The organism is Streptomyces uncialis, from assembly GCF_036250755.1.
Taxonomy (GTDB): Bacteria; Actinomycetota; Actinomycetes; order Streptomycetales; family Streptomycetaceae; genus Streptomyces; species Streptomyces uncialis.
In genome coordinates, this window is the sequence record NZ_CP109583.1 from 7,047,243 (window position 1) to 7,066,971 (window position 19,729).

The 19,729-nt window shown below is 72.1% G+C and carries 15 protein-coding genes; 14 read left to right on the forward strand and 1 reads right to left on the reverse strand.

Annotation, left to right across the window (positions count from 1 at the left end):
• Positions 1-54 precede the first annotated feature (54 nt).
• The 11 genes from hisI (at position 55) to lgt (ending at position 10,317) form a co-directional block, all read left to right on the forward strand.
• The gene (hisI, locus tag OG711_RS29490) at positions 55-423 is read left to right on the forward strand and encodes a phosphoribosyl-AMP cyclohydrolase (RefSeq protein ID WP_073791681.1); all 369 of its coding nucleotides are present in this window, start codon (positions 55-57) and stop codon (positions 421-423) included.
• A gap of 11 nt (positions 424-434) precedes the next feature.
• A complete protein-coding gene (locus OG711_RS29495; RefSeq protein WP_266514219.1) occupies positions 435-1,922 on the forward strand; it encodes an anthranilate synthase component I in 1,488 nt (495 codons plus the stop codon).
• Positions 1,923-2,057: 135 nt separating this feature from the next.
• A complete protein-coding gene (locus tag OG711_RS29500; protein WP_266514216.1) occupies positions 2,058-2,720 on the forward strand; it encodes a TIGR02234 family membrane protein in 663 nt (220 codons plus the stop codon).
• A 750-nt stretch (positions 2,721-3,470) separates the two neighbouring features.
• The gene (locus OG711_RS29505) at positions 3,471-3,692 is read left to right on the forward strand and encodes an HGxxPAAW family protein (protein ID WP_073791678.1); all 222 of its coding nucleotides are present in this window, start codon (positions 3,471-3,473) and stop codon (positions 3,690-3,692) included.
• A 99-nt stretch (positions 3,693-3,791) separates the two neighbouring features.
• Positions 3,792-4,256 (forward strand): DUF2752 domain-containing protein, encoded by a 465-nt coding sequence (locus OG711_RS29510; protein ID WP_405645852.1) that lies wholly within the window; start codon positions 3,792-3,794, stop codon positions 4,254-4,256.
• 153 nt (positions 4,257-4,409) lie between these two features.
• On the forward strand, positions 4,410-5,219 hold the full coding sequence (gene trpC, locus OG711_RS29515) for an indole-3-glycerol phosphate synthase TrpC (protein ID WP_178391080.1): 810 nt from the start codon (positions 4,410-4,412) through the stop codon (positions 5,217-5,219).
• Positions 5,220-5,226: 7 nt separating this feature from the next.
• Positions 5,227-5,421, forward strand: a complete 195-nt coding sequence (trpM, locus tag OG711_RS29520; protein WP_073790974.1) for a tryptophan biosynthesis modulator TrpM — start codon at positions 5,227-5,229, stop codon at positions 5,419-5,421.
• A 306-nt stretch (positions 5,422-5,727) separates the two neighbouring features.
• The gene (gene trpB, locus OG711_RS29525) at positions 5,728-7,014 is read left to right on the forward strand and encodes a tryptophan synthase subunit beta (RefSeq protein ID WP_073790971.1); all 1,287 of its coding nucleotides are present in this window, start codon (positions 5,728-5,730) and stop codon (positions 7,012-7,014) included.
• Between the two features lie 32 nt (positions 7,015-7,046).
• Positions 7,047-7,862, forward strand: a complete 816-nt coding sequence (gene trpA, locus OG711_RS29530; RefSeq protein ID WP_073791672.1) for a tryptophan synthase subunit alpha — start codon at positions 7,047-7,049, stop codon at positions 7,860-7,862.
• 561 nt (positions 7,863-8,423) lie between these two features.
• A complete protein-coding gene (locus tag OG711_RS29535) occupies positions 8,424-9,203 on the forward strand; it encodes a DsbA family protein (RefSeq protein WP_073791670.1) in 780 nt (259 codons plus the stop codon).
• Positions 9,204-9,336: 133 nt separating this feature from the next.
• Positions 9,337-10,317 (forward strand): prolipoprotein diacylglyceryl transferase, encoded by a 981-nt coding sequence (gene lgt, locus OG711_RS29540; protein ID WP_329561520.1) that lies wholly within the window; start codon positions 9,337-9,339, stop codon positions 10,315-10,317.
• A gap of 70 nt (positions 10,318-10,387) precedes the next feature.
• Here the strand turns inward: lgt and OG711_RS29545 are convergent, their stop codons facing one another.
• Complete coding sequence (locus OG711_RS29545; RefSeq protein WP_329561522.1) at positions 10,388-11,647, reverse strand: MFS transporter; 1,260 nt, start codon at positions 11,645-11,647, stop codon at positions 10,388-10,390.
• A gap of 200 nt (positions 11,648-11,847) precedes the next feature.
• Here OG711_RS29545 and OG711_RS29550 point away from each other — a divergent pair, with 200 nt between their 5' ends.
• The 3 genes from OG711_RS29550 (at position 11,848) to OG711_RS29560 (ending at position 19,511) form a co-directional block, all read left to right on the forward strand.
• Entirely contained in the window at positions 11,848-12,387 is a 540-nt protein-coding gene (locus OG711_RS29550) for a TetR/AcrR family transcriptional regulator (RefSeq protein ID WP_329561524.1), read from the forward strand.
• Between the two features lie 1,159 nt (positions 12,388-13,546).
• Positions 13,547-18,058, forward strand: a complete 4,512-nt coding sequence (gene gltB / locus OG711_RS29555) for a glutamate synthase large subunit (RefSeq protein WP_073790963.1) — start codon at positions 13,547-13,549, stop codon at positions 18,056-18,058.
• Positions 18,051-19,511 carry a glutamate synthase subunit beta gene (locus tag OG711_RS29560; RefSeq protein WP_329561526.1) on the forward strand — a complete coding sequence of 487 codons (1,461 nt, stop codon included), beginning with the start codon at positions 18,051-18,053 and terminating at the stop codon, positions 19,509-19,511. The genes gltB and OG711_RS29560 overlap by 8 nt, the downstream gene beginning before the upstream one ends.
• Positions 19,512-19,729: the final 218 nt, after the last annotated feature.

Consider the following 19,729-nt stretch of genomic DNA (forward strand, 5'->3'; position numbering starts at 1 on the left):
CGGTGACCGGACGGCGACCCCGCGTCGTCGCACCCGTGCAGCACAATGGGGGACATGACCAGCACGCCCCGTGAGCCGAGCCGGCTCGCCCCGGAGATCGCCGCCCGCCTCAAGCGCACCCCGGACGGCCTCCTGCCCGCGATCGCCCAGCAGTACGACACCGGCGAGGTGCTGATGCTCGGCTGGATGGACGACGAGGCACTGCACCGCACACTGACCACCGGCCGCGGCACCTACTGGTCCCGCAGCCGCCGGGAGTACTGGGTGAAGGGCGACACCTCCGGCCACGTCCAGCACGTGAAGTCCGTCGCCCTCGACTGCGACGCGGACACCGTGCTGCTCAAGGTCGACCAGGTCGGCGCCGCCTGCCACACCGGGGACCGCACCTGCTTCGACGCGGGCACCCTCCCGCTGGGCCAGTAGGGTCACCCGCCATGGACCTGGAGACCTTCCGCAAGCTCGCCGCCGACCGCCGCGTCGTCCCCGTCAGCCGCAAACTCCTCGCGGACGGCGACACCCCCGTCGCCCTCTACCGCAAGCTCGCCGCCGAGCGGACCGGCACCTTCCTCCTGGAATCCGCGGAGAACGGGCGCTCATGGTCCCGGTACTCCTTCGTCGGTGTCCGCAGCGCCGCCACCCTCACCGAACGCGACGGCGCCGCCCACTGGCAGGGCACCCCGCCGGTCGGCGTCCCTCAGGGCGGCGACCCGCTCGCCGCCCTGCGCGCCACCGTCGAGACCCTCCACACCCCCCGTGACCTCGCCGCCGGGCTGCCCCCGTTCACCGGCGGCATGGTCGGCTACCTCGGCTACGACATCGTCCGCCGGCTGGAGCGCATCGGCCCCGGCGAGCGGGACGATCTCAAGCTGCCCGAGCTGACGATGCTGCTCACCTCCGACCTCGCCGTCCTCGACCACTGGGACGGCACGGTCCTGCTCATCGCCAACGCCATCAACCACAACGACCTCGACACCGGCGTCGACGAGGCATGGGCCGACGCCATCGCCCGGCTCGACGCGATGGAGGCCGACCTCTCCCGGCCCGTCGCCCAGCCCCCGGCCGCACTGCCCCCGTCCGAGCTGCCCGAGTTCACCGCCCTGTGGGGCGGCCCCGACTTCCAGGACGCCGTCGAGGACGTCAAGGAACGCATCCGCGCGGGCGAGGCGTTCCAGGTCGTGCCCTCCCAGCGCTTCGAGACCCCCTGCACCGCGAGCGCCCTGGACGTCTACCGCGTGCTGCGCGCCACCAACCCGTCCCCGTACATGTACCTGATCCGGTTCGACGGCTTCGACGTGGTCGGCTCCTCCCCGGAGGCCCTGGTCAAGGTCGAGGACGGGCGCGCGCTGCTGCACCCCATCGCCGGCACCCGCCCGCGCGGCGCCACCCCCCAGGAGGACCAGGCCCTCGCCGACGAGCTCCTCGCCGACCCCAAGGAACGCGCCGAGCACCTGATGCTGGTCGACCTCGGCCGCAACGACCTCGGCCGGGTCTGCGAACCCGGATCCGTCGAGGTGGTCGACTTCATGTCCATCGAGCGCTACTCGCACGTCATGCACATCGTGTCGACCGTCACCGGGAAGATCGCCCCCGGCCGCACCGCGTACGACGTCCTGACCGCGTGCTTCCCCGCGGGCACCCTCTCCGGGGCGCCCAAGCCGCGCGCCATGCAGATCATCGACGAGCTGGAGCCCTCCCGTCGCGGACTCTACGGCGGCTGCGTGGGCTATCTGGACTTCGCCGGGGACTCCGACACCGCCATCGCCATCCGTACGGCCCTGCTCCGCGACGGCACCGCGTACGTCCAGGCCGGCGCGGGGGTCGTCGCCGACTCCGATCCCGTCCTTGAGGACCAGGAATGCCGCAACAAGGCCGCGGCGGTGCTGCGCGCGGTCCACACGGCGAACCGCCTCCCGGCCCGCTGACGGCGCACAGCGGTTTTCCGGAGCGCGATCCGTGGCCGGGTGGCGGCGGTTCACGCCGGGGATGTGACGCATTCGTGGGCGGTCGCGGGGTGCCCCCGGGGCTTGGCGCGCGGGGGCGCAGGGGATAGTGGGGGAGTGACTTCCGCCGTCCCCCACCCCCGTACGGGCACCGACCGGTCGCCCGCCGCCGCCCGCGCCGGGCTCCGCAGCCTCGCCGCCGCCCTGCTGCTGGGTGCGGCGGGCGCGGCGATCGCCCTGCTCGCCAGCCGTCAGGGCTGGACCGAGGGCACCGCGAACGTCCCGGGCGGTGACTTCCCGCTGGCCGCCAAGGGCAGCGAGGTCACCGGTGTGCCGGCCGCCCTCGCCATAGTGGGCCTCGCCGCCCTGGTCGCCGTCTTCGCGGTCCGCAGAGCCGGGCGGGTCGCAGTCTCCGCGCTGCTCGCCCTTTGCGGTGCCGGTACGGTGCTCGCCGCCGTGCTCGGGGCCCGGGACCCCGCCGCGCTGGACGACCGGGCCGCCGAGGTGTCCGGTGACACCTCCGCCACGGTCGACGCGCTCAGCCACACCGTCTGGCCGTATGTCGCCGCGGTCGGCGGGGCGCTGATCCTGCTCGCCGGGCTGCTCGCCCTGCGGTACGGGCGGCTGTGGCCCGCGATGTCGGGGCGCTATGAGCGGGACGGGGCGCCGCGGCGGGCGCGGCGGGCTCCTGTCGTCGATCCTGACCGGCCCGAGGACCTCTGGAAGGCCCTCGACCGCGGCGAGGACCCCACCCAACAGGGCCCCACCCCCACCCCGTAACACCCCCGCCCGTCCACCGGTTCCCCCGTAGCCCGCGCCCCTGAGGTCTGTCCGGCTGGGCGTACTTGTCCCGTGCGGGTCGCTCGGTGGGTGCGCAGTTCCCCGCGGGCCGCCTTCGCTTGCGCTTCCCAGGTCTGTCCGGCGCGGCGCACTCCGTTCCTGTGCCGTCGTTCGTGGGGTGCGCAGTTCCCCGCGCCCCTGGATGCTGCCCCTTCGGGTTTGTTCGTCGGGCGCGGGTCTGCCCTCGTCTTTGCGCAGTTCCCCGCGCCCCTTTGGGGCGCACACCTGGGGCTGTCGCTCGGGTGCGGGCCTTCGCTTGCGGAATTCCCCTCCTCGCGCAGTCGCATGGCTACGTAAGGGGGTGGGCGGGAATCTCTGCTCGCAGACTCCGATGCTCTTCAGTCGGGTAGGGGGATGTCGTACCGAGCGTGTCGGATCGAGGACGGAGAATCCCGACCGGCACCGACCCGAAAGACAGCAGAACGCGCCCCAAAGGGGCGCGGGGAACTGCGCGAAACCACCGAGCGACGGCACAGGAACGAAGTACGCCGCGCCGGACGGACCTAGAAAGGGCAAGCGAGACGACCCCTGCAGGAAACAGGTGCGTCCACCAGGACGGACCTCGGAAGCGTGAGCGAAGGCGACCCGGGTGCACGGCGGAGCCCTCCGTGCGGAACAATGACCATGAGCGTCCGGCTCACCCCAGGGACACGGCCGCACACGGCCGCCTACAGCAACGAGGAGCTAGTCATGTCCAGCAGCAGCCACGGACACACTCCGGCCGCCTGGGCCGGGGTCATCATCGCCTTCGTCGGCTTCTGTGTCGCCGGTGTTTTCATGGTCATGGCGAACACGGCCGGCTTCTGGGTCGGTATGGCCATCCTCGGTCTCTCCCCCGTGGTCGGCGGGATCATGAGCGTCATGGGCATGGGCCAGAAGCGCCCCCGTGAGCTCATGCCCACCGAGGGCTGACATCCCGCCCGGCCCGCCCCACGCCCCCGGAACCACGGGCGGGCCGCCCCCGGTCGTGGCCGTCGCGCGTGGACGGCGCTCGCGGGGCAGAATGCTCGCGTGACCGCCGAACACCCGAGCGCCCCCGTACCGGACACCGCCGCGAGCACCCCGCGGCCCGCCCGGGGCGGGGCCCTGCGGCGGCTCGCCGTCCCGCTGGGCATCCTGGGGTCCGTCGCGGCGGCTTTCAGCTACGTCGCCGCCGTCGACCCCAATGAATCCGGCCACTACCCGACCTGTCCGCTGCTCCAGCTCACCGGGCTGTACTGCCCGGGCTGCGGCGGACTCCGCAGCGCCCACGCCTTCGCGCACGGCGATCTAGCCACCGCACTCGCGGCCAACGCGCCCGCCGTGGCCGGATTCATCGCCTTCGCCGTCCTGTGGACCCTGTGGGCGGTACGGGCCGCCCGCGGGAGGCGGTTCAGCGCCGTACCGCCCACCGCCGTGCTGTGGGGCCTGGGCGGACTGCTCCTCGTTTTCACCATTGTCCGGAACCTGCCGTTCGGTGGCTGGCTGAGGCCTTGATCACCGGGGAACGTCCAGGTAGTGGGACCGCGCGGTACCGGATGCGGGACCGGCTCGCTCCTGCGGATATCATCGGTACGACCACCGCTTCCGCCCAGCGCGGACGCGGGACCAAAGCTTCACACGCCACCGTCAGGGAAGGGGGCCGCTCGCGTGAGTGTGCTCGACGAGATCATCGACGGAGTCCGTGCCGACCTCGCGGAGCGGCAGGCGCGGGTCGGCCTCGACGAGCTCAAGGAGCGCGCGGCGCAGGCCCCCGCGGCCAAGGACGGAGCCGCCGCGCTGCGCGGCGAGGGCGTCAAGGTCATCTGCGAGGTCAAGCGGTCGAGCCCCTCCAAGGGCGCGCTCGCCGCGATCGCGGACCCCGCCGGACTCGCCGCCGACTACGAGGCGGGCGGCGCCGCCCTCATCTCCGTCCTCACCGAACAGCGCAGGTTCGGCGGTTCCCTCGCCGACCTGGAGGCCGTCCGCGCCCGGGTCGACATCCCCGTGCTGCGCAAGGACTTCATCGTCACCTCCTACCAGCTGTGGGAGGCACGTGCCTACGGCGCCGACGTCGTCCTGCTGATCGTCGCCGCCCTGGACCAGCCCGCCCTGGTGTCCCTCATCGAGCGCGCCGAGTCCATCGGGCTCACCCCGCTGGTCGAGGTGCACGACGAGGACGAGGCCGAGCGGGCCGTCGACGCGGGCGCCCGGATCATCGGCGTCAACGCGCGTGACCTCAAAACCCTCAAGGTCGACCGCTCCACCTTCGAGCGGGTCGCCCCGGAGATCCCCGACAGCATCGTCAAGATCGCCGAGTCGGGGGTGCGCGGGCCGCACGACCTGATCGCCTACGCGAACGCCGGGGCCGACGCGGTACTCGTCGGCGAGTCCCTCGTCACCGGCAAGGACCCCCGTACCGCCGTCTCCGACCTGGTCGCCGCGGGCGCGCACCCCGCGCTGCGGCACAACAGGAGCTGACTCCACCGTGCCGATCGCGTCCCGACTCGCCCGAGGCTGCCGGCCGCGGGGCTGCCGCGCGCCCGCGCGGCGCGCGCTGGGGCGCCGGGTGCGGTACGTGATCGGGGCCGAGCCCGGACAGGTGAACGGCCGCCGATGGTGGGCCTCCGGCACCGGGGGCGCCGTATCAGGGGTCGACGCCGCCGGGGGCTGCGGGAGCTGACGCTCCCCGTTCCCCGGGGCACACGATCCCCGGGTGTCCGTACGGGTGCGGGCCGCGCGTCGTCCGCGCGGTTCACCCGCCTCGCCGTGCGCCGCCCCTTCCCCCTGCCGCGGTCCGTCCGCGGGCTCGCCGGCGTTCGAGGACCCACGGAATCCGTGGGCGTCTCGTGCGGCGCGCTCGTCCAGGTACGGGACGCCGGTCGTCCGCGCGGTTCCCCGCGCCCTTCCGAGGGCGGCCGTGGGTCGTGCGGGATGTGGTCATCGTTGGATCTAGACCCGGGGCCCGTGCCCCGTGAGGTAATCAGACATGCCCAGTGACTTCTTCTTTCCCGACCGTGAAGGTCATGTCCCCAGTGCCGAGGGGTACTTCGGGGCGTTCGGCGGCAAGTTCATCCCGGAGGCCCTCGTGGCCGCCGTGGACGAGGTCGCCGTCGAGTACGACAAGGCCAAGTCGAACCCGGTGTTCGTGGCCGAGCTGGAGGAACTGCTCGTCCACTACACGGGCCGCCCCAGCGCGCTGACCGAGGTGCCGCGCTTCGCGGAGCACGCCGGCGGGGCCCGGGTGTTCCTCAAGCGCGAGGACCTGAACCACACCGGCTCGCACAAGATCAACAATGTGCTCGGCCAGGCCCTGCTCACCAAGCAGATGGGCAAGACCAGGGTCATCGCCGAGACCGGCGCCGGACAGCACGGGGTGGCCACCGCCACCGCGTGCGCGCTGTTCGGCCTCGAATGCACCATCTACATGGGCGAGATCGACACCCAGCGCCAGGCGCTGAACGTCGCCCGGATGCGGATGCTCGGTGCCGAGGTCATCGCCGTGAAGTCCGGCTCCCGCACCCTCAAGGACGCCATCAACGAGGCGTTCCGCGACTGGGTCGCCAATGTGGACCGGACGCACTACCTGTTCGGGACGGTCGCCGGACCGCACCCCTTCCCGGCCATGGTGCGCGACTTCCACCGGGTCATCGGGGTCGAGGCGCGGCGCCAGATCCTGGAGCGGGCCGGCCGGCTGCCCGACGCGGCCGTGGCCTGTGTCGGCGGCGGGTCCAACGCGATCGGGTTGTTCCACGCGTTCATCCCGGACGCCGCCGTCCGGCTCGTCGGCTGCGAACCGGCCGGACACGGCCTGGACACCGGTGAGCACGCGGCGACCCTGACCGCCGGTGAGCCGGGCATCCTGCACGGCTCACGCTCGTACGTCCTCCAGGACGACGAGGGCCAGATCACCGAGCCGTACTCGATCTCGGCGGGCCTGGACTACCCGGGCATCGGCCCCGAGCACGCGTACCTCAAGGACAGCGGGCGCGGCGAGTACCGCGCGGTCACCGACGCCGCCGCGATGGACGCGCTGCTGCTGCTGTCGCGCACCGAGGGCATCATCCCCGCCATCGAGAGCGCGCACGCGCTGGCGGGCGCCCTGGAGCTGGGCCGCGAGCTGGGCCCCGAGGGGCTGCTGCTGGTGAACCTGTCCGGCCGCGGCGACAAGGACATGGACACCGCCGCCCGCTACTTCGGGCTGTACGAGACCGACGCCGCCGTCGAGGCGGACGCTGACGGCGGCGCCGCCGAGATCCAGGGGGACGTGAAGTGAGCGGGACGACGGGCGTGGCGGACACCACCCATATCGGGGGACGGGCCGAGCTGCTGGGCCAGACCCTCGCCGGGGCGCGCGCCGAGGGGCGCGCCGCCCTCATCGCGTACCTCCCGGCCGGGTTCCCGACGGTCGACGGCGGGATCGACGCGGTCAAGGCCGTCTTCGACGGCGGGGCCGATGTCGTGGAGGTCGGGCTGCCGCACAGCGACCCGGTCCTCGACGGGCCGGTCATCCAGACCGCGGACGACATCGCGCTGCGCGGCGGGGTGCGGATCGCGGATGTGATGCGCACGGTGCGTGAGGCGCATCTGGCCACCGGCAAGCCGGTGCTGGTGATGACGTACTGGAACCCGATCGACCGCTACGGCGTCGAGCGGTTCACCGCGGAGCTGGCCGCGGCGGGCGGGGCGGGGTGCATCCTGCCCGATCTGCCGGTGCAGGAGTCCGCGCTGTGGAGGGAGAACGCCGCGAAGCACGGGCTCGCGACCGTGTTCGTCGTCGCTCCGAGCAGCAAGGACGCACGGCTCGCGGAGATCACGGACGCCGGGTCCGGGTTCGTCTACGCGGCCTCCCTGATGGGGGTCACGGGCACCCGGGAGTCGGTCGGCGAGCAGGCGCAGGACCTGGTGCGGCGGACCCGGGCCACGACGGACCTGCCGGTCTGTGTGGGGCTCGGGGTCTCCAACGCGGTCCAGGCCGCGGAGGTCGCGGGGTTCGCCGACGGGGTGATCGTGGGCTCGGCGTTCGTCAAGCTGATGCTCGACGCGGAGGACGCGGGGGCGGGGCTCGTGGCCGTCCGGTCGCTCGCGCGGGAGCTGGCGGAGGGTGTGCGGGGGCGGGTCTGAGCGGGGCCGAGGCACGGGGGTCCCGTGCCTCGGCGTCCGGCTCTCGTGGTCCCGGCCCCCGGTCCCGGTCCCGGCCCCCGGTCCCGGTCCCGGTCCCGGTCCCCGGCCCGGTCCCCGGTTTCGTCGGTGAGCCCACGCCTTCCTGTGCGGGTCGCCTTCGCTTGCGCTTTTTAGGTCTGTCCGGGTGGGCGCGCTTGTTCCTGTGCCGTCGCTCGTGGGTTGCGCAGTTCCCCGCGCCCCTTTGGGGCTCTTCTGCTGGGCGGGCTTGTTCGGTGCGGGTCGCTCGGTGGTTCGCGCAGTTCCTCGCGCCCCTTTGGGGCTCTTCCCGGCGGGTGGGCTTGTTCGGTGCGGGTAGCTCGTGGGTTGCGCAGTTCCCCGCGCCCCTGGATGCTGCCCCATTACGGTCGCCCTTCGGGTGCGGGCCGGTCCTCGTCTTCGCGCAGTTCCCCGCGCCCCTGACGGGGCTGTCCTCGGGGTTCTTTTCCTGTGGGGGTGGGTCACCCGAATGGATGGTCCTCATGAGGGCCGGGCACGGTTGCCGTTCTGGGTCGTTTGCCGGGTGTGAGTGACAAGAACCGTGAGGGAAAGCGCACAGCCCGTGAGCGGCTCGCCGTGGAACGGCAGCGTGAGAAGGCCCGTGAGAAGCGGCGCCGGACGTTGATCGTCAGCAGTGCCGTCGTCGGCGTGCTCGGACTCGCCGCCGTGATCGGCGTGATCGCCGCCAACTCGGGCGGTGGTGAGGAGGACACCTCGGGGCCCGTCGTCGTACCCAAGGGGGCGATCGGGCAGGACGGGCTCGCGATCCCCGTGGGCAAGGACAGCGCCAAGTCGACCCTCACCATCTGGGAGGACTTCCGCTGCCCGGTCTGCAAGGTCTTCGAGGACACGTACCGCTCGACGATCCAGGAGCTGACCGCGAGCGGGAAGCTCAAGGTCGAGTACCACTTCGCGACGCTGATCGACGGGAACATGGGCGGCAGCGGCTCCCTGCGCGCGGCCAACGCGGCGGCGTGTTCGCAGCAGGCCGGGAAGTTCCCCGCCTATCACGACGTCCTCTTCGAGAACCAGCCCGCCGAGACGGACGACGCCTTCGCCGACAACGCGAAGCTGACCGAGCTGGCGGGCAAGGTCGACGGGCTCGACACGGACGTCTTCAAGCGGTGCGTGGACGACGGGACGCACAACAGCTGGGTCGCCAAGTCGAACAAGGCGTTCCAGGACGGCGGCTTCCGGGGTACCCCGACGATCCTGCTGAACGGCAAGGATGTCTACGCCGACCAGGCGAACCCGCTGACCCCGGCCAAGCTGAAGAAGCTCGTCGAGGACGGCGGCCAGGGGTAGCGGAGGCGGGCGCCCCGGAAAAGCGGGGCCGGGAGCGGGGCACCCGGGCGGGCCGGTGCCCGGACCCGTTATGCAGCCGTGTCGGGGGCGGGGTGCCGGTGCCGGTGCCGCGCAAGGTAGCGTCGGACCTGCCATGGAACTTGCCTTCATCCCCAGCCCCTCGACCGGTGTGGTGCACCTCGGGCCCATCCCGCTTCGCGGCTACGCGTTCTGCATCATCATCGGCGTCTTCGTGGCGGTCTGGCTCGGCAATCGCCGCTGGATCGCCCGGGGCGGGCGGTCGGGCACGGTCGCCGACATCGCCGTCTGGGCCGTGCCGTTCGGTCTGATCGGCGGCCGCCTCTACCACGTCATCACGGACTACGAGCTGTACTTCAGCGAGGGCCGGGACTGGGTCGACGCCTTCAAGATCTGGGAAGGCGGCCTCGGGATCTGGGGGGCCATCGCCTTCGGCGCGGTCGGCGCCTGGATCGGCTGCCGCAGCAGGGGCATCCCGCTGCCGGCGTACGCCGACGCCGTCGCCCCGGGCATCGCCCTCGCCCAGGCGATCGGCCGCTGGGGCAACTGGTTCAACCAGGAGCTGTACGGGCGGCCCACCGATCTTCCCTGGGCCGTGGAGATCACGTCCTCGGTCGACGGCCGGGTACCCGGGACCTATCACCCGACGTTCCTGTACGAGTCGCTGTGGTGCATCGGGGTCGCGGTCCTGGTGATCTGGGCCGACCGCCGCTTCAAGCTCGGTCACGGCCGTGCCTTCGCCCTGTACGTCGCGTCGTACTGCGCGGGCCGCTTCTGGATCGAGTACCTGCGGGTCGACGAGGCGCACCATGTGTTCGGGCTGCGGCTGAACAACTGGACCGCGCTGGTCGTCTTCCTGCTGGCCGTCGTCTACCTGGTGGTGTCGCACAAGAAGCGGCCGGGCCGGGAGGACGTGGTGGAGCCGGGCGACGGTGACGGACCCGGCGCGGAATCCGACGACGGTGACGCCGACGGCTCCGGTGACCGCACCGGCGCGGGTACGACGCGTCCGCGTGACGCCAAGGATGTGACAGGCCCGTCCGGCCCCGGCAAGGGGACGGGCGGAACGGCCACCGCGACGGCCGACAAGAGCTGAGCCCGCACGGGCGACCAGGACGGGGACGGGCCTCTGGCCCGTCCCCGTTCGTATGCCCGCGAGGTCCCGGTCAGGCGGCCGGGGGGCGGGACATCCGGTGGCCCCACTCCGAGAGCAGCAGGGCCGCGACCGCCAGGCCCGCCGCGATCAGCGGCAGCGCGCGGGCCCCGGCCCAGCCGATGCCGAGCGCTCCGACCGCCCCCGACATGGCGATCGCCAGATAGAGGATCGCGGCGTTCAGCGAGACCAGCACGGACGCCGAGGCGGGGTCGAGGGTGATGAGCCGGTGCTGCTGGGGTGAGGTGATCGCGAACGCGGCCACGCCGTAGACGACGATCATCAGCAGCGCGGAGGTGTACGCGCCGGTGGTGAGCGGGAACAGCAGCAGGGCGCCGGTCATCCAGAGCAGCGCGAGGGCCACCACGGCCCGCCCGCCGAAGCGGTCCGCGAGCCGTCCCGCCGCGATGTTGCCGAGGGTGCCGACCACCCCGAGCGTGAACATCAGGACGGCCAGCCGGTCACCGCTGCCGCCCGTCGCGGGCTCGAAGACGACGGCGATGTAGGTGTACGGCAGATAGATCGCGGTGAACCCGACCAGGGTGGTCGCCAGGACCGCCAGCACCCGGCGGTCCCGCAGCGGCGCCAGCCGGGCGCGCAGCCCCTCCGGGGCCGGTGCGGCCACCCGCGCGGGCACCAGCAGCCGTACGCCGATCAGTCCGAGCACCGAGAGCGCGGCGACGAACCACATCGTGGAACGCCAGCCCAGCCAGCCGCCGAGCGCGGTGCCTATCGGGGCGCCGAGCGCGGTCGCCGCCGTGAAGCCCGTGGTCACCGCGGCGATCGCGCGGCCCCGCCGTTCGGGCGCGACCAGCGCGGCGGCGGTGACCGCGGCGGTCGGGACGAAGAGTCCGGCGCCGGCCGCCGCGACCATCTGCGCGGCCAGTACGGTCGCGAAGGTCGGTGCGAGCGCCGTGGCCACATTGCCCAGCAGATGGACGGCGACCGCGAGCAGCAGGACGGCGCGCCGCGCCCGCCGGGCGGTCGCCGTCGCGAGGACGGGCGCCAGCACCGCACAGGTCAGGGCGAACACCGTCACCACCTGGCCCGCGGTGGTGACGGAGACCCCGAGGTCCCGGCCCATCTCGGGCAGCACCCCCGCCAGCACGAACTCGTCCGTACCGATCGCGAAGGTGGCGAACCCCAGCACGAAGACGCTGCCGCGTGGCGCGCTTCCGTGTGGTGCCGGGGGCGGTTCGTCCTTGTCCGCCGGGCCGTGGGCGGGCGCGCCCGGTGCCGTTCGTCGTCCGCTGGGGTGGAGATCGCTGTCCATGGCCGTCCTGTCGTGGGTCGTGCGCAGGGTCGGTGGGGTCGTGGCCGGATACGCGCACGCCTTTCCGACGGGCCGGGTGGCGCGAGGGGCTGGTGCGGGCGTGCGGTGTCCGCGAAAGACGGAACCGATCGGTACCGTCTGCTGGGTGAGGACGGTACCGATCGGTTCTGTTTGGCGTCAAGGTCGGTTACGGTGACTCCATGGCCACCCACGCACGCGAACGGCTCATCGACACCGCCGGAGCGCTCTTCTTCGCCGAGGGCATCCGCGCGGTCGGCGTGGAGCGGCTGCTGGCCGACTCGGGCATCGGACGGGCGTCGTTCTACCGGCACTTCGCGAGCAAGGACGACCTGGTGGTCGCCGTCCTCGAACGGCGCGACACCGACTGGCGCCGCTGGCTCGCCGCGGAGGTCGAGGCCCGGGGCCGTGATCCGCTGGCCCTCTTCGACGCGCTCGCGGACGACGCCGCCCGGGGGGACTTCCGGGGCTGCGCCTTCATCAACGCCCTGGCCGAGAGCGCGGACGCGGACGGTCCCGTGCACCGGCTCGCCGTCGCGCACAAACGGGCCGTCACCGGGTTCGTCGCGGGACTCCTGGCGGAGGCGGGGCAGCCCGGACCCGAGGCGCTGGCCCGGCGGTTCGTGCTGCTCATGGACGGGGCCACGGTCACGGTCGTCCGCGAGCGGGATGCCGCGCCCCTGCGGGAGGCCCGCGCGATCGCGGCGGGCCTGATGGCCTGACCGGTTCGCCCCCGCGGGTCGCCTTCGCTTGCGCCTTCGAGGTTTCCTGTGCTGGGCGTACTTGTTCCCGCACAGGTCGTTCGTGGGTGCGCAGTTCCCCGCGCCCCTGAGGTCGCGCCCCTTGCGGTTCCCGTTCGGGTGCGGGGTCGCCTGTGGTTGCTCGCGCAGTTCCCCGCGCCCCTGAAGGGGCGCCCACCTGGGGTTGTTTTCCACCCTTCTCCTCGTGCAGTCGCATGGCTGCGGGAGGGGGTGGGCGGGAATCTCTGCCCGCAGACTCCGACGCCACCAGTGCGGCCACTGGACGTCCGTACCGAGCGTGTCGGATCGAGGACGGAGAATCCCGACCGGCACCGACCCGAAGAACCGGCCGGATGCGCCCCAAAGGGGCGCGGGGAACTGCGCAAAAGACGAGAACCGCCCCGCACCCGAAGAGCGACAGCAAGGGGGCAGCATCCAGGGGCGCGGGGAACTGCGCACCCCACGAGCGACCCGCACAGGGACAGGTGCGCCCAGCACAGGGAACCCGGAAGCGCGAGCGAAGGCGACCCGCGTGGGCCGGGGCGACCCGGGGACGTACGATGACCCTGAGACCCCGCCGGACGGCGCACCGCACGGGCAACTGTTACCGGGCGGTTTCGAATCCTTTGCGGCTGGGCATGAGCCGTAAGCGCTGTGGGCAACGATGCCCACCCGCACCCCGGACCCACGGTCATCGATCTGCCCGTAGCGGGTCCCCGCACCAAGGTCACCGAAGGCCCCGGAGCTCCGCCGCCACCAGCGGCGCACCCGCCCCGCGCCAACGGTCTCCGTACCCACCCAGGACGTCGCCGCTGACGTCGGGCTCCGCTGTGAACAGGGACGACAGAGCAAGTGCCGGCAAAGGCCGCCGGTGCCGCCCGTTGACCGGACGACCCGCCCGGAGCATCATCGTCACCCGTACGGGTGTCCGCATGCTGGAATGAGTTATCCGCTTTTCGAGAAGCGTTCCATCATGTAACCTGCACGAAATTTTCCGCAGAGGGCCAACGTCGTCCCTCGGCACTTGATATATGCCACGACGACGACGGGAGTGCCGATGCGTACGCCGCGCCAGCCGTCCCAGCCCCCCATGAGCGCCTCGAACTGGGCCCACATGGACGCTCGCCCTGCCGCGCAGGGGATGTACGACCCGCGCAACGAGCACGACGCCTGCGGCGTCGGGTTCGTCGCCACCCTCACCGGCGAGGCGAGCCATACGCTGGTCGACCAGGCACTCACGGTTCTGCGGAACCTGGAGCACCGCGGCGCCACCGGCTCCGAGCCCGACTCGGGCGACGGCGCGGGCATCCTCTGCCAGGTCCCCGACGCGTTCCTGCGCGAGGTCACCGACTTCGAGCTGCCCGCCGCCGGCGGCTACGCCGTCGGTATCGCGTTCCTGCCCGAGCACGGCACCGACGCGGCCACCGCCCGGATCGACGCCATCGCCGCCGACGAGGGCCTCACCGTCCTCGGCTGGCGCGAGGTGCCCGTCGCGCCCCAGCTCCTCGGCGCCACCGCCCGCGCCACGATGCCCGCCTTCCGCCAGCTCTTCGTCACCGACGGTGAGCACACCGGCATCGCCCTCGACCGCAAGGCGTTCGTGCTGCGCAAGCGCGCCGAACGCGAGGCCGGGGTGTACTTCCCGTCGCTGTCCGCGCGGACCGTCGTCTACAAGGGCATGCTGACCACCGGCCAGCTCGAACCCTTCTTCCCGGACCTGTCCGACCGCCGCTTCGCCAGCGCCGTCGCCCTCGTCCACTCCCGGTTCTCCACCAACACCTTCCCGAGCTGGCCGCTCGCCCACCCGTACCGGTTCGTCGCCCACAACGGTGAGATCAACACCGTCAAGGGCAACCGCAACTGGATGCGCGCCCGCGAGTCCCAGCTCGCCTCCGGCCTCTTCGGCGACCAGGCGGCCCTGGAGCGGACGTACCCCGTCTGCACCCCGGACGCCTCCGACTCCGCGTCCTTCGACGAGGTCCTCGAACTGCTCCACCTCGGCGGCCGGTCCCTGCCGCACAGCGTGCTGATGATGATCCCGGAGGCGTGGGAGAACCACACCTCGATGGACCCGGCCCGCCGCGCCTTCTACCAGTTCCACGCCACGATGATGGAGCCCTGGGACGGCCCCGCCTGTGTCACCTTCACCGACGGCGTCCAGGTCGGCGCGGTCCTCGACCGCAACGGACTGCGCCCCGGCCGCTACTGGGTCACCGACGACGGGCTCGTCGTCCTCGGCTCCGAGGTCGGCGTCCTCGACATCGACCCCGCGAAGGTCGTCCGCAAGGGCCGCCTCCAGCCCGGCCGGATGTTCCTCGTCGACACCGCCGAGCACCGCATCATCGAGGACGACGAGATCAAGGCCGGACTCGCCGCCGAGCAGCCCTACGGCGAATGGCTGGAGGCCGGGGAGATCGAGCTGGAGGACCTGCCCGAGCGGGAGCACATCGTGCACACCCACGCCTCGGTCACCCGCCGCCAGCAGACCTTCGGCTACACCGAGGAAGAGCTGCGCATCCTGATCGCCCCGATGGCGAAGTCCGCCCTGGAGCCCATCGGCTCCATGGGCACCGACACCCCCATCGCCGCGCTCTCCGACCGCCCCCGGCTGCTGTTCGACTACTTCACCCAGCTCTTCGCGCAGGTCACCAACCCGCCGCTGGACGCCATCCGCGAGGAACTCGTCACCTCGCTGCGCTCCTCGCTGGGCCCCCAGGGCAACCTCCTGGAGCCGACCGCCGCGTCCTGCCGCAGTGTGACCCTGCCGTTCCCCGTCATCGACAACGACGAGCTCGCCAAGCTCATCCACATCAACGCCGACGGCGACATGCCCGGGATGACCGCGGCGACCCTCTCCGGTCTCTACCGGGTCTCCGGCGGCGGCGAAGCCCTCGCCACCCGTATCGACGCGATCTGCGCCGAGGCCGACGACGCCATCGAGGCCGGCGCCCGGCTCATCGTGCTGTCCGACCGGCACTCCGACGCCGAGCACGCCCCCATCCCGTCGCTGCTGCTGACCGCCGCCGTGCACCACCACCTCATCCGCACCAAGCAGCGCACCCATGTGGGCCTGCTGGTCGAGGCCGGGGACGTCCGCGAGGTCCACCACGTCGCGCTGCTCATCGGTTTCGGCGCCGCCGCGGTCAACCCGTACCTCGCGATGGAGTCCGTCGAGGACCTCGTCCGCGCGGGGACGTTCCTGCCGGGCGGCGAGCCCGAGGGCGCCATCCGCAACCTCATCTACGCCCTCGGCAAGGGTGTCCTCAAGGTGATGTCCAAGATGGGCATCTCCACCGTCGCGTCCTACCGCGGCGCCCAGGTCTTCGAAGCCATCGGCCTGGCGCCCGAGTTCGTCGACCGCTACTTCATCGGCACCACCTCCAAGATCGGCGGCGTCGGCATCGACGTCATCGCCAAGGAGGTCGCCGCCCGGCACGCCAAGGCGTACCCGGTCTCCGGGATCGCCCCCGCCCACCGCGCCCTCGACATCGGCGGCGAGTACCAGTGGCGCCGTGAGGGCGAGCCGCACCTGTTCGACCCGGACACCGTCTTCCGGCTCCAGCACTCCACCCGCAACCGCCGCTACGACGTGTTCAAGCAGTACACCGACCGCGTCAACGAGCAGTCCCAGCGGCTGATGACCCTGCGCGGCCTGTTCGGCTTCGACACCGGACGGGACCCCGTCCCGCTGGACGAGGTCGAGCCGGTCTCCGAGATCGTCAAGCGGTTCTCCACCGGCGCCATGTCCTACGGCTCCATCTCCCGCGAGGCCCACGAGACGCTCGCCATCGCCATGAACCAGCTCGGCGGCAAGTCCAACACCGGCGAGGGCGGCGAGGACCCCGACCGGCTATACGACCCGGCGCGGCGCTCGTCCATCAAGCAGGTCGCCTCGGGCCGCTTCGGCGTCACCTCCGAGTACCTCGTCAACGCCGACGACATCCAGATCAAGATGGCGCAGGGCGCCAAGCCCGGCGAGGGCGGCCAGCTCCCCGGCCACAAGGTGTACCCGTGGGTCGCGAAGACCCGGCACTCCACCCCCGGCGTCGGACTGATCTCCCCGCCCCCGCACCACGACATCTACTCCATCGAGGACCTCGCCCAGCTCATCCACGACCTGAAGAACGCCAACCCGAAGGCCCGCATCCATGTGAAGCTGGTCTCCGAGGTCGGCGTCGGCACGGTCGCCGCGGGCGTCTCCAAGGCCCACGCGGACGTCGTCCTCATCTCCGGCCACGACGGCGGCACCGGCGCGTCCCCGCTGACCTCGCTCAAGCACGCGGGCGGCCCCTGGGAGCTCGGCCTCGCCGAGACCCAGCAGACCCTGCTGCTCAACGGGCTCCGCGACCGGATCGTCGTCCAGACCGACGGCCAGCTCAAGACCGGCCGCGACGTCGTCATCGCCGCGCTGCTGGGCGCCGAGGAGTTCGGTTTCGCGACCGCGCCGCTCGTCGTCTCCGGCTGCGTCATGATGCGGGTCTGCCACCTCGACACCTGCCCCGTCGGCATCGCCACCCAGAACCCGGTCCTGCGGGAACGGTTCTCCGGGAAGGCCGAGTTCGTCGTCAACTTCTTCGAGTTCATCGCCGAAGAGGTCCGCGAGATCCTCGCCGAGCTGGGCTTCCGCACCATCGAGGAGGCCGTCGGCCACGCCGAGGCCCTCGACGTCACCCGTGCCGTCGACCACTGGAAGGCCCAGGGCCTCGACCTCGCGCCCCTGTTCCACGTCCCGGACCTGCCCGAGGGCGCCGTGCGCCACGCCCTCATCGCCCAGGACCACGGACTGGAGAAGGCCCTCGACAACGAGCTCATCAAGATCGCGGCCGACGCGCTCGCCGCGAACGCCCAGGACGACGCCCAGCCCGTCCGCGCCCGGGTCGCGATCCGCAACATCAACCGGACCGTCGGCACCATGCTCGGCCACGAGGTGACCAAGAAGTTCGGCGGCGCCGGACTGCCCGACGACACCATCGACATCACCTTCACCGGCTCCGCCGGCCAGTCGTTCGGCGCGTTCGTGCCGCGCGGGGTCACCCTGCGCCTCGAAGGCGACGCCAACGACTACGTCGGCAAGGGCCTGTCCGGCGGCCGGATCGTGGTCCGCCCCGACCGGGCCGCCGACCACCTCGCCGAGTACTCCACCATCGCGGGCAACACCATCGCCTACGGCGCCACCGGCGGCGAGATCTTCCTGCGGGGCCGCACCGGCGAACGCTTCTGCGTCCGCAACTCCGGCGCGCTCGTCGTCTCCGAAGGCGTCGGCGACCACGGCTGCGAGTACATGACCGGCGGCCACGCCGTCGTCCTCGGCGAGACCGGACGGAACTTCGCCGCCGGTATGTCCGGCGGAGTCGCGTACGTCATCGACCTCGACCGCGACAACGTCAACGCCGGGAACCTCGCCGCCGTCGAGACCCCCGACGAAGCCGACAAGCGGTGGCTGCACGACGTGGTGCGCCGTCACCACGAGGAGAGCGGCTCCACCGTCGCCCAGAAGCTGCTCGCCGACTGGGACAACGCCGCCGCCCGCTTCAGCAAGATCATCCCCAGCACGTACAAGGCAGTGCTCGCCGCCAAGGACGCCGCCGAGCGAGCCGGACTCCCCGAGTCCGAGATCACCGAGAAGATGATGGAGGCGGCGATCAATGGCTGACCCGAAGGGCTTCCTCAACCACGACCGCCAGGGCGCCTGCTCCCGTCCCGTGCCGGAGCGGCTGCGCGACTGGAACGAGGTCTACGTTCCCGGCTCCCTGCTGCCGATCATCAGCACACAGGCCAGCCGCTGCATGGACTGCGGCATCCCGTTCTGCCACAACGGCTGTCCGCTCGGGAACCTCATCCCCGAGTGGAACGACTACGCCTACCGGGAGAACTGGCAGGCCGCGTCCGAGCGCCTCCACGCCACCAACAACTTCCCCGAGTTCACCGGGCGGCTGTGCCCCGCCCCGTGCGAGTCGGCGTGCGTCCTCGGCATCAACCAGCCCGCGGTGACCATCAAGAACGTCGAGGTCTCCATCATCGACAAGGCGTGGGAGACCGGCGAGGTCGCACCCCAGGCCCCCGAACGCCTCTCCGGCAAGACCGTCGCCGTCATCGGCTCCGGACCCGCCGGACTCGCCGCGGCCCAGCAGCTCACCCGCGCCGGGCACACCGTCGCCGTGTACGAGCGCGCCGACCGTATCGGCGGGCTGCTGCGCTACGGCATCCCCGAGTTCAAGATGGAGAAGCGCCACATCAACCGCCGCATCGAGCAGATGCGCGCGGAGGGCACCAAGTTCCGCACCGGGGTCGAGATCGGCCGCGACATCGACGCCATGAAGCTGCGCAAGCGCTACGACGCCGTCGTCGTCGCCGCCGGCGCCACCGTCTCCCGTGACCTGCCCGTCCCCGGCCGGGAACTGCGCGGCATCCACTTCGCCATGGAGTACCTGCCGCTCGCCAACAAGGTCCAGGAAGGCGACTTCGTCGCGCCGCCGCTCACCGCGGAGGGCAAGCACGTCGTCGTCATCGGCGGCGGCGACACCGGCGCCGACTGCGTCGGCACCGCCCACCGCCAGGGCGCGCTCTCGGTCACCCAGCTGGAGATCATGCCCCGCCCGGGCGAGGACCGCGCGGACGGCCAGCCCTGGCCGACGTTCCCCATGCTGTACAAGGTGACCTCCGCCCACGAGGAGGGCGGCGAGCGCGTCTACTCCGTCTCCACCACGCACTTCGAGGGCGACGAGGACGGCAACGTCCAGTCCCTGCACCTCGTCGAGGTCGAGTTCGTGGACGGCAAGCTCGTCCAGAAGCCCGGCACCGAGCGATCGATCCCCGCGCAACTGGTGACCCTCGCGATGGGGTTCACCGGCACCGACCAGGAGAACGGTCTCGTCGCCCAGTTCGGCCTCGAACTCGACGGCCGCGGCAACATCGTCCGTGACGAGGACTACCTGACCAACGTCCCCGGCGTGTACGTCGCCGGTGACGCGGGCCGCGGACAGTCCCTCATCGTCTGGGCCATCGCCGAAGGCCGCTCCGCCGCCCGCGGTGTCGACCGCTTCCTCACCGGCGCGAGCGACCTGCCCGCGCCCATCCGGCCCACCGACCGGTCGCTGACCGTCTAGCGTCCCTCATACGTTCCCGTACAACGGCGTACGGAACTAAGCGGTGCCCGCCCCTGTCCCCGACCGGACAACGGGGCGGGCATCGTGCCTTTCCCGGCTCCCTGCCACCTGGATGCTCCCTTCCACCGCGGCGGCCCGGCCCCACGGCGCGGGGGAGCGGCGTTCCGGCGCTGCGTCGCGGGGGAGGGGCTTCCCGGCCTCGCGGCGCGTGGGAGAGT